Genomic DNA, 14912 nt, shown 5'->3' on the forward strand with positions numbered 1-14912 from the left:
TAGCGGGACTCCTCGGCAACGGGCTGGTGGACCCGAAGACTAGATGAATATGATTATCATTAGCATAGACTGTCTACCACGTTGCCGGTGGTATGGGAAGGTCTGCCCCTGCGGGACGCCGGTTCAGGGATGCGGCGCGAGCGCGCGATACCCCGGGTCGGCGAATCGTCGAGCGGCCTCACGTATCTCGTCGGTGAGCTGATGGGTCTCGGCGGAATCGCCGGCGAACACTCGGGGTGCCGGTTCCTTGGAGTGGAACCCGGACTCCGCCGTCATGCGTTCGATCGTCGTGGCGTCGGCCGTGAGCCCGAGATGCGGGATCACGTGCTGCCACACCGCGGCGGGCAGGTCGGCATGATCGACGCAGAGACGCCGAGCCGGATCGGCCGCGGCCGCCGCCAGCATCGCGCCCAGGGTGCGAGCCGCGAACTCGACACGCGTCATGGCCGGGACCGCGCCCGGATCAAGGCCGAACAGCCGGGCGGCCTGAGCCGGCGCGGTCTGGACCTGCAGCCAGTTCGGCGGCTTGGCGAACAGTGACGCCAGGACACGCGCCGGCTCTCGCTGGACCCAGACCCAGGGTGTGTCGGGAAAGGCCGCGGCCAGGACTGCGCGGCGGCGGATGTTCCAGCTCGAGCACTTCAGCACCAGCGAACGGTCGTCGCCGTGCAGGCGCCGGCCCAGCGCCCGCACCACCAGACGCACCGCCCGGGCCAGCGTGACGTCGTCAACCCGTCGGGGATCGAGCCCGAGGAGCGCGTTGAGCGGCGCCGGCTCGGCGAGCACGACGACGCCGGGGAGCGTGCCCAGCAGCCGGGACACGAGGGTCGAACCGCACCGTGACAGGTGAAAGATCATGCCCGACGGATCGAGCGACGGCTCCCCGTCGAGAGCCTCCAGCGCGTCGAGCCCCGTCCTGACGAGCGGCCGGGCCCGCGAGCGTGATGCCCAGCCGGCGACGGTCTCATCGAAGAACGGTTCGGCGAAGCGTTCCGCGGAGAGGTCGGCCCAGTAGACCGCCGGTGCGGGACCCGAAAAGTCGACCCTGATCGGCGTCCAGCGGGCGAGGTCGGCGAACTCCATCACGGCAGCCGCGCGTCGAGGTCAGTCGTCGGGCAGTCGGACAAGGAATCCACTCATGATCAGGGTTCGGGCCAGCTCTGTCTGCTGCGCCGCGGACAGCCCCGGCAGGTCGCGAACCCGAAACGGCTCAGTGCTTTTCGCAACGAACAGCATCGCGGCGTGGTGCTCGGGTCCGGCGTTGATGGCCAATTGCGCGAAATGCAGGACAACGCCGCCCGCAGCCGCGGTCACCCGCGAATACAGGGGCTGGTACTTCACCACCACGGTGTGTGCGTCGATCCCGGCAGCGTTCGAGACGGCCTGTCCGACCGGTGGGCATCGGCCGCGCTTGACCAGGATGTCCTCCAACGCGCCGAGCCCTTCGGCGATGACGCCCGGTTCGTCGAGCGCCCTGGTGACCTCGCGCACCAGGAGGCTGACGTTCGCGCGCACATCTGGGTCGTCGAGGTATCGTGGCGGCAACTGGGTGTGGACCCGGTCATCGGAGAAACTCAGCGAGTACAGCGCTCGGGTGACGAGGGTGAGCAGGGTGGGCGCGTGGATCCCGACGGTCAGGTGGACCGACGGCTCCGAGGTTGTCTCGGCCGCGTGAACGCGTCCGCGTGGCAGGTACAGCACGTCGCCGGCCTCCAGACGCAGGTCGGTCGGCGCCGGGAGGTCGGCCGTGACAACCGGCTGCTTGCGATACATCACGTGCGGTGGCACGTCCGCGCCGTCGTACAGGTGCCAGATCTTGGATCCCTGAACCTGCAGAATCACCACGTCGTGCTCGTCGTAGTGGGCGGCGAAGCCCCGGGAGCCGGGTGGCGTGATGTAGGCGTTGACCTTGGTGGCGAAGTTCAGGTCGACCTCGATGGAGTGCGTCAGCGAGGCGATCGCGCGCACGTACTGCTCGACACCATCCATGACGATGGTGTAGCCGTCGGCAAAGTCGTTGCGGATACGGACCAGATCGAGGCTGCCGTCGGCAAGCCGATAGGAGTCAGAGTCGTGTTTGTCGTCCCCCCGGACCAGTCGCACCGTCCACCCCGGCCCGGGCTCGGATCGATACAACTCCAAGAGCGCATCGACCGCCGACGACCCATCCAGCAGGCCATCGAAGTAGCCCGCGCAGCTGCGCGTGACGTGATGGTGGGTCACGCCCCAGATGTCGTCGAGAAACGTCTCGACCGGCAGGGGTGCGAGCAACCAGGCCAACGAGAACCCGGCGCCGACGCCCGATACGCGCTGCTGCATCAGCGGTGCGCTTCGACTTCTTCCGCCCGGCTGGCCTGATCCGGATTCCAGCCGCCCGGCAGCATCGGCATCGCCGGGCCTGTACCGAACTCGTCATGGGCGAGCGTGGTCAGGCCCACCGCCTGCTCGAGGGCGTGTTCGCGCAGGGTGCCCGAGAAACCCAGCGGGCTGGCCCCGTTGTCCGACGCTGCCGGCTCGCCCCGCGGCGGCACGCCCCAGTCTGGGGCGACATCGACATTCATTTCCATAAATTCGTCACCATACCCGCGCAGCTTCGCACGCCGGCGCCGCCGGTCCCGCACCTCTTCCCGCGAAGCGGCGGCGGCGGGTACCACGGCGGCGGCATCGGGCTCCGCTGATTTCCGCGTGGCGCCGGCGCCGGTGCTCGTCCCCGAGCCGAACCCGATGCCGGGCGGGCCCACGGAGTAGGGCGGGACGAAACTTGCCCCGCCGGGTGCCGGTGCGGGCCACGCCGAGCCCGCGACGGCGCTCGCCGCCGGGGCGGGAACGTGCGCCGGCGCGGAGGTGGGCGCCGCGCCCGCGGCGCCCATCGCAACAGGGCCGCCGGTGGCCGCCGGCGCACTGGGTGCCTGCGGCGCCGGCGTAGCCTCCCCGGCGGGGGCGGTGGCCGGATCGAGCTGGATTCCGCCCAGCCCGCCCAGGCCCGCGACACCTCCGGCCGGCACGGCCACCGGAAGCGCCGTGACCTCTGGGAAGTACTCGACGGCCTGTACCGCGTGGCCGGCCAAGTCTGACGCCAGTCCCGGAACGTCATGCGACAACTGCAGCAGCCCTTGAGCCGGGTTGTGTTCGGCGATCAGGATGTCCCTCCATAAGGTTTCGGGAACTTCGAGGAATCGATTCACCCACCAGCTCAGGTCGTAGGGATCGCCGGAGTCGTTGTCGACGATGGGCAATATCCCGTTGTGGTTGCCTCTCCCGCCGAATTCGCCGTCTGCCGGGCGGGCGCTGTTGCGGCTGGATTTCTGGATCTGCGGCGCCGCGGTGGTGCGCGACGTCCCAGACACAGACGCCACCGCAGCACTGGAGACCGCCTGGTAGCTCGCCATCGTGGTGGCGGCCTGGATCCACATCCGCATATAGTCGGCCTCGTTCAGCGCGATCGGAATCGCGTTGATGCCAAAGAAATTCGTCGCCACCAACACCGCGTGCGCGGTGTGGTTGGCGGCCAACTCCGCCAGCGTCGGCATGGCCGCCAGCGCGGCGGTGTAGGCGGCGGCCACCGTCTGAAGCGCGGCGGATACGGCCGCGCCGTCCGCGCTGGCCTGCACCAACCATGCCGCGAACGGCACATGAGCCGTCACATACGACTCGGCGGCGGGCCCGTGCCACGCCCCGGCCTGCACCGACGTCACCACCGCGTTGAGTTCCTCGGCAGCGGCGGCGTAGTCGGCGCTCAACGACGACCAGGCGCCCGCGGCCGTCGCCAGCGTGCCGGGCCCCGGGCCGCTGGACAGCAAGGCCGAGTACACCTCCGGCGGCGAGGCCATCCAGACCGGTGCCGTCACCGCAGCGCCTTTCCTCGGATGCCCGTCGACGTGAACAATCGATGGAGGTAGTCGCAGCGCGGCCGCAGAAAGTTCCGGACGCCGCGGGTCGCCGCGCGTGTGGGGCACCCCGGCGGGAGATCACGGGCGGCCGGCTGTTGCGCCGGTCAGAACAGCGTCGGCAGGTCGATCACCGAATCCAGCGCCAGGGCGCAGAACACCACCGCCAGATAGTTGTTCGACTGCAGGAACAGCCGCAGCGGCTTGACCGGCTCGCCGCGGCGAACACCCGCGTAAAGCTGGTGGGCCATGGCCAGGAACCACACCCCGGCCAGCAGCGCCACCGACGCGTACAGCCAGCCGGTGGCCAGCGCCAGCACCAGCGTCGCAGCCACCGTCAGCCAGGTGTAGACCAGGATCTGTCTGGTGACCTCGCGTTCGGTGGCCACCGCCGGCAGCATCGGCACGCCGGCCGCCCGGTAGTCCTCCTTGTAGCGCATGGCCAGCGCCCAGGTATGCGGCGGCGTCCAGAAGAAGATGATCGCGAACATCGCCAGCGCCGGCCAGCCGATCGTTCCGGTGACCGCCGACCAGCCGATCATCACCGGCATGCACCCCGCGGCGCCGCCCCACACCACGTTCTGCGAGGTGCGGCGCTTGAGCAGCAACGTGTAGACGAACACGTAGAAAGCGATCGTGGCCGCGGCCAGCATCCCGGACAGCGGGTTCGTCGTCGACCACAGCCACACCACCGAGCCGACGCTCAACGCGAGCCCGAACACCAGCGCGTTGCGGGTCGGCACCACGGCCCGGGCCAGCGGCCGTCGTGCGGTCCGCGTCATCACCTTGTCGATGTCGGCGTCGACGACGCAGTTCAGCGTGTTGGCGCCGCCGGCCGCCAGCATCCCGCCGATCAACGTGTCGACGATCAGCACCGGGTTGGCGGTGCCGCGGTCGGCGAGCAGCATCGCCGGTATCGCGGTGACCAGCAGCAGCTCGATCACCCGCGGCTTGGTCAACGCCAGGTAGGCCAGGAACGCGACGCGGATGCGGCGTGGCGCGACGGGCCCGCGAATGCTCACGCAATAACTCCTCGGGTCGCGGCAGCGCGCAGCTTCTACTACAGGCGATGGTAGACCGCTTGGCTGCACCGCTCGAATCGCAGGGTCGCTTCGTCGCGCGCCGGGTGATAGCGCGTCATCGACGTCGGCGCCCTGGGGCTGCGGTGTCCCGGCCGACGTGCGCGTCCCTGGTATCAGGCCCCCTGTGTCATCAGGAGGGTGCGGACGCACGCACCGCCGCGTCGGTCGTGGTGTAGATGGCCAGCCGCTGATCGAGTCCGGTCGCCGCCGCGACACGGTGCACGACCCCCGCTCGGCACACCATGGCCAGGTCGCTACCCTGCTCCCGGCACACCTCCGCCTGGCTGGCCAGCGTCGCCAGGGCCGAGCACGAGATGAAGTCGAGCCCGGTGATGTCGACGATCACCGGACCGGCGGTAGTCGCGTGCGCCGCTGTCTCCCGCACGATCCGCTGCCAGGCGGGCAGCGTGTAGGCGTCCACCTCGCCGCGAGCCTGCAGGATCACCGCGCTGTCGCGACGGTCTGTGACGGTCTGCAGTCGGGCGGCGACACCGTCGGGCGGGCGGGGGACGCCCTCGCCGTACTGCCCGACGGGTTGTGCTCCGGTGGCGGTGCTCATGCTCTACTCAGCTCCTGCGTACACGTCGGCGGAGACGGCGCTGGCTGTTCAACGAACCGTGGCTCCGATGCCGGACTCCGAACGCTCCTTCTCGCAACTACTCGTGCATCGGCACGATCGACCCGGCGAGAAGCGCTGGTGCCGAACCTTCGACGACGACCCGCGATCCCCGACCCGTCCCTGATCAGGGACGGAACACCCGAGAGCAATGTCGTGCAAGCGTTGCCTCCAGGCTAACGCAGGCGTGCGCTGATTCCAGGATGCGGACGATGGACAGTGCCGATAGCGCCGATCGTTAACATCGATTCATGGAGCTACGGCAGTTGGCGCACTTCGTCGCCGTGGCGGAGGAACGCCACTTCACCCGCGCCGCGGCACGCGTCCACGTCGTGCAGTCGACCCTGTCCGCGTCGATCAACGCCCTGGAGCGCGAACTCGGCGACGCCCTGCTGATCCGCAGCAGCCGCCACATCGACCTCACCGACGCGGGCCGCGCGCTGCTGCCGGCCGCCCGCAGCGCGCTCGCCGCCGCCGCCAACGGCCGGGCCGCGGTCGACGCGGTCCGCGGCGTGCTGCGCGGGCACCTGGCCATCGGCGCGATGCAGGTGCTGGGGATCATCGACCTGCCGGCACTGCTGACGCGCTACCACGAACGCTATCCGGATGTCAGCATCGAGCTGCGGACCGACGCCGTCGACAACCTGGTGAAGGCCACCGCCGACGGCCCCCTGGACCTGGCCTTCGTCAACCGTCCCTACGACGCGCGCCGGGTCAATGAGGTGTTGCTCGGAACCGAGTACCTGGCCCTCGGCGTACGGCCCGACGACCCGCTCGCCCAGCACGAGACCGTTGCGCTCACCGACTTGACGGAACGTGAATTCATCGGCGACAGACCCGATTTCGCGTTGCGAGCACAGGTGGACGCGACCTGCTCCCAGGTCGGCCTGGACCGCCGGATCTGCTGCGAGTCCGACACCCTGAGCGATTTGGTCGACCTGGTCGGCTGCGGGTTCGGCATCGCCTTCCTGCCGCCGGCCGTCTTGACGAACTGCCATCGCGTCGTCGCTGTCAAAACCGACCCCCCGATCCCGTGGGAGCTGAGCGTCGTCACCCCGGCCAAACGGCCGCCGGCGCCGGCGGCCGCCGCCTTCCTGGACATGATCGGGCCCGCCCGCATCTGATCGCCGCGAGCCGGTGTTTCGGCTCCGGCCGGTAGGGGTGCCGCCGCCTCGACCCATCACGAGCAGCCTGCCCGCACTAGGGTGGGGAACGACCAGCTGCGTCGAGATGAGGACTGACTTCGTGACCACTGTGGAAGACATCTCTGCACTCACCCTGCCCCGCCATCCCGGCGACTGGACCGAGATCGATTCGGCTGCCGTCGACACCGCCCGGGTGCTGGCCGCCGACGCCGTCCAGAAAGTCGGCAACGGGCATCCGGGCACCGCGATGAGCCTCGCTCCACTGGCGTACATGCTGTTCCAGCGGGTGATGCGGCACGACCCTGCCGACACCAGCTGGCTGGGCCGTGACCGGTTCGTGCTGTCGTGCGGGCATTCCAGCCTGACCCTCTACATCCAGCTCTATCTCGGCGGCTTTGGCCTGGAGCTGTCCGACCTGCAGTCGCTGCGCACCTGGGGATCGCGGACCCCCGGCCACCCGGAGTTCGGGCACACCCCCGGCGTGGAGATCACCACCGGCCCGCTGGGGCAGGGCCTGGCGTCGGCGGTCGGCATGGCGATGGCCGCCCGCTTCGAGCGCGGCCTATTCGACCCGGACGCCGCCCCCGGCGCCAGCCCGTTCGACCACTTCATCTACGTGATCGCCTCCGACGGCGACATGGAGGAAGGAGTGACCTCGGAGGCGTCGTCCCTGGCGGCAGTGCAGCAGCTGGGCAACCTCATCGTGTTCTACGACCACAACCGGATCTCGATCGAGGACGACACCGACATCGCGCTGTGCGAGGACACCGCGGCGCGGTACCGGGCCTACGGCTGGCACGTGCAGGAGGTGGAGGGCGGCGAGAACGTCGCCGCCATCGAGGATGCCGTCGCCAACGCGAAGGCCGTCACCGACCGACCGTCGTTCATCGCGGTGCGCACCGTCATCGGCTACCCGGCGCCGCATCTGATGAACACCGGCAAGGCGCACGGCGCGGCACTCGGCGAGGACGAGGTGGCAGCCACCAAGAAGGTGCTCGGCTTCGACCCGGACAAGCACTTCGAGGTCCGTGACGAGGTGATCGCCCACACCCGCGGGCTGGTGCAGCGCGGCAGGCAGGCGCACGAGCGCTGGCAGCCCGACTTCGACGCCTGGGCCGGGCGCGAGCCCGAACGCAAGGCGCTGCTGGACCGGCTGCTCGCCCGCCAGCTGCCCGACGGCTGGGACGCCGACCTGCCGTACTGGGAGCCCGGTTCCACGCAACTGGCGACCCGCGCCGCCTCCGGCGAGGTGCTCGCCAGGATCGGCCCGGGACTGCCGGAGCTGTGGGGCGGTTCCGCCGACCTGGCCGGCAGCAACAACACCACCATCAAGGGTGCCGATTCCTTTGGGCCGCCGTCGATTTCGACCAAGGCGTACACCGCGCACTGGTACGGCCGCACCCTGCACTTCGGGATCCGCGAGCACGCGATGGGCGCTATCCTGTCCGGTATCACGCTGCACGGACCGACCCGGGCCTACGGCGGAACCTTTCTGCAGTTCTCCGACTACATGCGACCGTCGGTCCGGCTGGCGTCGCTGATGAACATCGACACCATCTACGTGTGGACGCATGATTCGGTTGGGCTCGGCGAAGACGGCCCCACCCATCAACCGATCGAGCACCTGTCGGCCCTGCGCGCGATCCCGAACCTGTCGGTGGTGCGCCCCGCCGACGCCAACGAAACCGCCTTCGCGTGGCGCACCGTGCTGGCCCGCGGCTACGGCGGCGGCCCCGTGGGGTTGATCCTGACCCGCCAGGGCGTCCCGGTGCTCGACGGCACCAGCGCCGACGGCGTCGCGCGGGGCGGGTACGTGCTCCGCGACGCCGGCACCGGCGAGCCCGACGTCGTGCTCATCGCCACCGGTTCGGAGGTGCAGCTCGCGGTAGAGGCGCACAAACTCCTGGCGGACAGGGATATTGCGGCACGTGTCGTGTCCATGCCGTGCGTGGAGTGGTTCGAGTCTCAACCGTACGACTACCAAGACAGCGTGCTTCCTCCCGCGGTCTCGGCGCGCGTCGCCGTGGAGGCGGGCATCGCGCAATGTTGGCACAAGTGGGTCGGCGACACCGGGGAGGTCGTGTCGATCGAGCGCTACGGCGAATCCGCGGACGACAAAACCATCTTCCGCGAGTTCGGTTTCACCGCCGAAGCGGTCGCCGCCGCCGCCGAGCGAACACTAGACAACTGAGCGACAGAAACAGCTGAGCGATACCGAGACAACCGAGATACCGAGACAACCGAAATACCGAGACAACCGAAAGAAGAAGGGCGATTTACGATGGCGCAGAATCCTAACCTGGCCGCGCTGTCCGGCGCGGGCGTGTCCGTCTGGCTGGACGACCTGTCCCGCGACCGGATCACATCCGGGAACCTGCAGCGCCTCATCGACACCAAAAGTGTTGTCGGCGTGACCACCAACCCCACGATCTTCCAGAAAGCACTCGAAGGCGGACACGCCTACGACGCCCAGATCGCCGAGTTGGCCGAACGCGGCGCCGACGTGGATGCCACGGTGCGCACCCTGACCACCGACGACGTCCGCCACGGCTGCGACGTGCTGCGCCCGCAGTGGGAGGCCTCCCACGGAGTCGACGGGCGGGTGTCCATCGAGGTCGACCCGCGGCTGGCCAACGACACCGGCGAAACCATTCGGCAGGCCGTCGAACTGTGGAAGATCGTCGACCGGCCGAATCTGCTGATCAAGATCCCGGCCACCAAGCCGGGCCTGCCGGCCATCACCGCCGTGCTGGCGGAAGGCATTTCGGTCAACGTCACGCTGATCTTCTCCGTGGAGCGTCACCGCGAGGTGATGGACGCGTATCTGAGCGGGCTGGAAAAGGCACGGCAGAACGGGCACAACCTGTCCACGATCCATTCCGTCGCATCGTTTTTCGTGTCCAGGTTGGACACCGAGGTCGACAAGCGGCTGGAGAAGATCGGCTCAGCCGACGCGCTGGCGCTGCGCGGGCAGGCGGGGGTGGCCAATGCCCGGCTGGCCTACGCCGCGTTCCAGGACGTGTTCGACGGTGAGCGCTACGCGGCGCTGGCCGCCGACGGCGGCCAGCTGCAGCGGCCGTTGTGGGCCTCGACCGGGGTGAAAAACCCCGACTACCCCGACACCCTCTACGTCACCGAGCTGGTGGCCCCGCACACCGTCAACACCATGCCGGAGCAGACGTTGGACGCCGTCGCCGACCACGGCACCATCACCGGTGACACGGTCACCGGCACCGCTGCGGCGGCCCAGCAGGTGTTCGACGGGCTGGCCGCGGCGGGGATCGACGTGCCGGATGTGTTCGTGGTGCTGGAAAACGAAGGCGTGCAGAAATTCGTCGCGTCCTGGAACGAGCTGCTCACCGAAACCCGGGCTCAGCTCGAATCCGCTGCCACATGAGCCCAACGTCGCACAACCCGCTGCGGGACAAACGCGACAAACGGTTGCCCCGGATCGCCGGCTCGTGCGGTGTGGTGGTCTTCGGCGTCACCGGCGACCTCGCCCGCAAGAAGGTGATGCCGGCGATTTACGACCTGGCCAACCGCGGCTTGCTGCCGCCCACCTTCGGGCTCGTCGGGTTCGGGCGCCGGGACTGGACGGACGAGGATTTCAGCCAGTTCGTCCACCGGGCCGTGAAAGAACACTCGCGCACACAGTTCCGGCAGGCAATCTGGGACCGGCTGGCCGAGGGGTGCCGCTTCGTGCGGGGAACCTTCGACGACGAAGACGCGTTCGCCCGGCTGGCCGAGTGCCTGGAGAAGCTCGACGCGCAGCGAAGCACCGGTGGCAACCACGCGTTCTATTTGGCCATCCCGCCCAACGACTTCCCGGCGGTATGCCAGCAGCTGCACAACTCCGGACTGGCTCGCCCACGACAGGACCGCTGGAGCCGAGTCGTAATCGAGAAGCCGTTCGGTCACGACCGCGCCAGCGCCCGGGAACTCAACACGGTGGTCGACAGCGTCTTCCCGGAAGAGTCGGTGTTCCGCATCGACCACTACCTGGGCAAGGAGACGGTGCAGAACATCTTGGCGCTGCGGTTCGCCAACCAGTTGTTCGACCCGGTCTGGAACTCCCACTACGTCGACCACGTGCAGATCACCATGGCCGAAGACATCGGCCTGGGCGGGCGGGCCGGCTACTACGACGGGATCGGCGCCGCCCGCGACGTGATCCAGAACCACCTGATGCAGCTGCTCGCGCTCACGGCCATGGAAGAGCCAGTCAGCTTCGCGCCGTCGCAATTGCAGACCGAAAAGATCAAGGTGCTTTCCGCAACGCGGCTTGCGCAGCCGCTGGACGAGACCGCCAGCCGCGGCCAGTACACCGCGGGTTGGCAAGGCGCGCAGCACGTCGTCGGGCTGGCGGACGAGGACGGCTTCTCCGAAGACTCCACGACGGAGACCTTCGCGGCGATCACCTGCGAGGTCGACACCCGCCGCTGGGCCGGGGTGCCGTTCTACCTGCGCACCGGAAAGCGGTTGGGCCGCAGGGTAACCGAGATCGCGCTGGTGTTCAAGCGGGCGCCGCATCTGCCGTTCGACGCCACGATGACCGACGAGCTGGGCGCCAATGCACTGGTGATCCGGGTCCAGCCCGACGAAGGGATCACCCTGAGGTTCGGGTCCAAGGTGCCCGGCTCGGCGATGGAGGTCCGCGACGTCAACATGGACTTCTCCTACGGCTCCGCGTTCGCCGAGGAGTCACCCGAGGCCTACGAGCGCTTGATCCTCGACGTGCTGCTCGGTGAGCCGTCGCTGTTTCCGGTCAACAAAGAGGTCGAATTAGCCTGGGACGTCATCGATCCCGTCCTGGACTACTGGGCCGCACACGGCCGGCCCGACCCCTACGAGGCGGGCACCTGGGGCCCCGCGTCGGCGTTCGAGATGCTGCGCCGGAGCGGCCGGGAATGGCGGCGGCCATGACCCGCGCGGGCGGCGGTCTGGGATGCAGCGATGGCGTGGCGGCACTCCCCTACCTGCGGTGTGCGCGGGCTCGCTGCGGGGGAGAGCGGCGCCTGTGATCATTGCCCTGCCCGACACCAGCACCGCTGCGGTCAACAAAAAGCTGGACGAGCTGCGCCAAGAAAGCGGTGCCGCGATGATGGGACGGGTGCTGACGCTGGTCATCGCCACAGACAGCGACGCTCTGCTGAGCGAGTCGATCAAAGCCGCCAACGCGGCCGGCCACGAGCATCCCAGCCGGGTGATCGTGGTGACGACCGGCGATCCCGACGCCGCCGACGCGCGCCTGGACGCGCAGCTGCGGGTGGGTGCTGACGCCGGCGCCGGGGAGGTCGTGGTGCTGCGGCTGTCCGGCCCCCTCGCCGGCCACGCCGACAGCGTCGTGGTGCCGTTCCTGTTGCCGGACATTCCGGTGGTGACCTGGTGGCCGGACGTCGCTCCACCGGTACCGGCCCGTGATCCTCTGGGCGCGTTGGCAATTCGCCGTATCACCGACGCAACCAACGGGGCCGACCCGCTGTCGGCGATCACGAGCCGGCTGCCGGGGTACACCCCCGGTGACACCGATCTGGCGTGGAGCCGCATCACCTACTGGCGGGCGCTGCTCGCCTCCGCACTCGACCAGCCGCCCTACGAGCCGGTGAGATCGGCGCTGGTGTCCGGACTCGCGACCGAGCCCGCGCTCGACGTGCTGGCCGGCTGGCTGGCCAGCCGGATCGACGGCCCGGTGCGGCGCGCGGTAGGCGAGCTCAAGGTCGACCTGGTCCGCGACACCGAGACCGTGACCCTGAGCCGCCCCCAGGAAGGAGCGACAGCCACCTTGAGCCGCACTGCACGACCGGACACACTGGTTCCGTTGGCGCGCAGGGCAACCCGAGAATGCCTCGCCGAGGATTTGCGACGGCTGAACCCCGACGACACCTACCACGCGGCCCTTGTCGGCATCGACCGGGTGGAGTACCTGTGAGCGCCGCCGTCTGGACCTTTCCGGACAGCGACGCGCTGGTTGCCGCGGCCGGCGAGCGGCTGATCGGCGTCATCGGCGAGGCGGTGGGCGCCCGAGGGCAGGCCCTCATCGTGCTGACCGGCGGCGGCAACGGCAACCGGCTGCTGCGGTATCTGCGCGTCCACGCGGAGCGCATCGACTGGGGCAGCGTGCACCTGTTCTGGGGCGACGACCGCTACCTGGCCGACGGCGACGACGAGCGCAACGACAAGCAGGCGCGCGACGCCCTGCTCGACCACGTCGCCATCCCGGCGCGCAACGTGCACGCGATGCCCGCCCGCGGCGGCGAACCGGGCGACGACCCGGCCGCCGCGGCACTGGCCTACGAGCAGGTGCTGGCGGCCCATGCCAAGCCCGGTGACCCCGCACCCGACTTCGACGTCCACCTGCTCGGGATGGGACCGGAAGGCCACGTCAATTCGGTGTTCCCGGACAGTCCGGCAGCCCGCGAGAAGACGCGGCTGGTGGTCGGCGTCGAGGATTCGCCCAAACCCCCGCCGCAACGAATCACCCTGACATTGCCGGCGATCCGGCGCTCCCGCGACGTCTGGATGATGGTGTCCGGCGCGGAGAAGGCCGACGCGGTGGCCGCCGCGCTCGGTGGCGCCGACCCGGTGGCGGTGCCGGGTGCGGGCGCGGTCGGTCGGGAGAACACCGTGTGGTTCCTCGACACCGGAGCAGCCGCCAAACTGCCCCGCTAACGCTGCGGCTCGGCTCGGCGGTCGGCCCGACAGTCGGCATAGCCGGCGGCATATTCGCCGACACAGTCGGCGATCCGCCGGGTGGGGTCGGCGCCGGCAGCACGCGCGGTCACACTGCCGCGCTGGTCGCACTGTCTGAGCTGCATACCCGATCCGACGCCGGGCCGGGCGCCCCGGTTCCCGTTCGCGCGACCGACTGCTCACGGCAAGTCCGGGTCCCGCGCGCATAATGACCGTCATGGCAGACATGACCGGCGGCACGTCCAGGGAACGTCAGCGGCTCAAAACCCTTGCGCAGGCGGCGTTGAACGCCGACATCACGGTGGGCCAAGTCGAGGGTGTGCTGGCCGGGCTGGGCGACGCTGCAGGAGCTGAACGATTCGCTATCGCGCCTCAACGCCACGGTGGAACGGCTTCAGGGCGGCTTGGATCACCTCGACGACACCCTGGCGAGCCTGGACAGCCTGGCACGCCGGCTGGGCACGATCGTCGAGCCGGTGGAGGCCATCGTCGGGCGAATCGATCACATCGTGGGTTTGGGCGAGACGGTGTTGTCGCCGGTCTCGGCAACCGAGCACGCCGTGCGCGGCCTGCTCGACGCGGTGCGGAACCGCACGGCCCGGTAATCCGTGCCGGACGCTCGCGTGATCCCGGACCCGCCGTGCGCCGACGGCGTCGGGCTGCCCTGGGACGTCTCGGTTGCCGACTATCTGATGCTGCGACGCAAACTGCCCGAGGAGATCTTCGACGGACGGCGCATCCTGCCCGGCACCCTGTTCCGCCGCGACGACGTGGCCTGCTACCTGGCGAGCCTGGACCGGGCGCTGGATGAGACCGTCGCCGAGTTGGGGACGGCCGGCACGGTGGACATCTTCGACGTCACCCGCCGGCTCGGGCACCGGATGGGGTTCGACTGGTGGGCGGGGCCCGGATCGGCCGCGGGCACCGCGTTCGAGCGGCTGTGTAGCGCCTTCGACGTGCTGGACGGCTCGGACGCATTCGTGCATCCCGATGCGATGGCGACGGTTGCCGCGTCGGGCAAGCGCGCCGAACGGGCGGCACTCGAGGAGGTCGCCGATGTCGTGGCGGCCGCGGTCCGCCGCCACGACGCCGGCATCGGCGACCGGCAGGCGCTCTTCGGCCGGATCGTGGACGCCTGGTCGTCGGAGACCGGCGACACCCGACTGCGCGGGATCGCGCTCGACGTCGCCCTGATCCACGTCGCGTCGATGTCCAACCTGGCCGCGGCGCTCGGCTGGGCGCTGGTCGACCTGCTCGAGCATCCCGCACATCTGGCCCGGCTGCTGGCCGGCGACGCTGACGGCTTCGCGCAGCGCTGCGCGCTGGAGTCCACCCGGCTGGCGCAGCGCTCGATCATGGCCCGCGCCGTGGTCTCCCCGGTGCGCGTCGACACCGGCGAGACCGTCTACACGGTTCCGTTGCGAGTGAGTGATCTTTAGTGGTCACGCGACTTGCACCCCGTCTCGGGGTTGTTCCCCGGCCGGGTGGCCGG

General features: G+C 69.6%; 12 protein-coding genes and 1 pseudogene. 8 read left to right on the forward strand and 5 right to left on the reverse strand.

Annotation, left to right across the window (positions count from 1 at the left end; translation table 11 throughout):
• Positions 1 to 123: 123 nt before the first annotated feature.
• The 5 genes from ABDW21_RS00970 to ABDW21_RS00990 all read right to left on the reverse strand — a co-directional run bounded on the left by ABDW21_RS00970 (position 124) and on the right by ABDW21_RS00990 (position 5528).
• Positions 124 to 1083 (reverse strand): hypothetical protein, encoded by a 960-nt coding sequence (locus ABDW21_RS00970; protein ID WP_343600930.1) that lies wholly within the window; start codon positions 1081 to 1083, stop codon positions 124 to 126.
• 21 nt (positions 1084 to 1104) lie between these two features.
• Complete coding sequence (locus tag ABDW21_RS00975) at positions 1105 to 2319, reverse strand: cupin domain-containing protein (protein ID WP_343600929.1); 1215 nt, start codon at positions 2317 to 2319, stop codon at positions 1105 to 1107.
• Positions 2319 to 3848, reverse strand: coding sequence for a PPE family protein (locus ABDW21_RS00980; protein WP_343600928.1), 1530 nt, complete (start codon positions 3846 to 3848; stop codon positions 2319 to 2321). Before ABDW21_RS00980 ends, ABDW21_RS00975 begins: the two co-directional genes overlap by 1 nt.
• Before the next feature lie 146 nt (positions 3849 to 3994).
• Positions 3995 to 4909: a heme o synthase gene (locus tag ABDW21_RS00985; RefSeq protein WP_343600927.1), complete on the reverse strand. Its 915-nt coding sequence runs from the start codon at positions 4907 to 4909 to the stop codon at positions 3995 to 3997.
• A gap of 190 nt (positions 4910 to 5099) precedes the next feature.
• A complete protein-coding gene (locus ABDW21_RS00990) occupies positions 5100 to 5528 on the reverse strand; it encodes an anti-sigma factor antagonist (protein WP_343600926.1) in 429 nt (142 codons plus the stop codon).
• A 308-nt stretch (positions 5529 to 5836) separates the two neighbouring features.
• Between ABDW21_RS00990 and ABDW21_RS00995 the strand changes: the two genes are divergently transcribed.
• The 8 genes and pseudogenes from ABDW21_RS00995 (at position 5837) to ABDW21_RS01030 (ending at position 14859) form a co-directional block, all read left to right on the forward strand.
• A complete protein-coding gene (locus ABDW21_RS00995) occupies positions 5837 to 6709 on the forward strand; it encodes a LysR family transcriptional regulator (protein ID WP_343600925.1) in 873 nt (290 codons plus the stop codon).
• Between the two features lie 121 nt (positions 6710 to 6830).
• Positions 6831 to 8921 (forward strand): transketolase, encoded by a 2091-nt coding sequence (tkt, locus tag ABDW21_RS01000; RefSeq protein WP_343600924.1) that lies wholly within the window; start codon positions 6831 to 6833, stop codon positions 8919 to 8921.
• A gap of 90 nt (positions 8922 to 9011) precedes the next feature.
• Positions 9012 to 10127, forward strand: coding sequence for a transaldolase (tal, locus tag ABDW21_RS01005; protein ID WP_343600923.1), 1116 nt, complete (start codon positions 9012 to 9014; stop codon positions 10125 to 10127).
• Positions 10124 to 11653 (forward strand): glucose-6-phosphate dehydrogenase, encoded by a 1530-nt coding sequence (zwf, locus tag ABDW21_RS01010; RefSeq protein ID WP_343600922.1) that lies wholly within the window; start codon positions 10124 to 10126, stop codon positions 11651 to 11653. The genes tal and zwf overlap by 4 nt, the downstream gene beginning before the upstream one ends.
• Positions 11654 to 11747: 94 nt before the next feature.
• Entirely contained in the window at positions 11748 to 12659 is a 912-nt protein-coding gene (gene opcA, locus ABDW21_RS01015) for a glucose-6-phosphate dehydrogenase assembly protein OpcA (protein WP_343600921.1), read from the forward strand.
• Positions 12656 to 13399, forward strand: coding sequence for a 6-phosphogluconolactonase (gene pgl, locus ABDW21_RS01020; protein WP_343600920.1), 744 nt, complete (start codon positions 12656 to 12658; stop codon positions 13397 to 13399). Before opcA ends, pgl begins: the two co-directional genes overlap by 4 nt.
• A 229-nt stretch (positions 13400 to 13628) precedes the next feature.
• Positions 13629 to 14025, forward strand: a pseudogene (locus ABDW21_RS01025) (ATPase).
• Positions 14026 to 14028: 3 nt separating this feature from the next.
• Positions 14029 to 14859 (forward strand): hypothetical protein, encoded by an 831-nt coding sequence (locus ABDW21_RS01030; RefSeq protein ID WP_343709950.1) that lies wholly within the window; start codon positions 14029 to 14031, stop codon positions 14857 to 14859.
• Positions 14860 to 14912 lie beyond the last annotated feature (53 nt).

This window comes from Mycobacterium sp., assembly GCF_039583805.1.
GTDB lineage: Bacteria > Actinomycetota > Actinomycetes > Mycobacteriales > Mycobacteriaceae > Mycobacterium.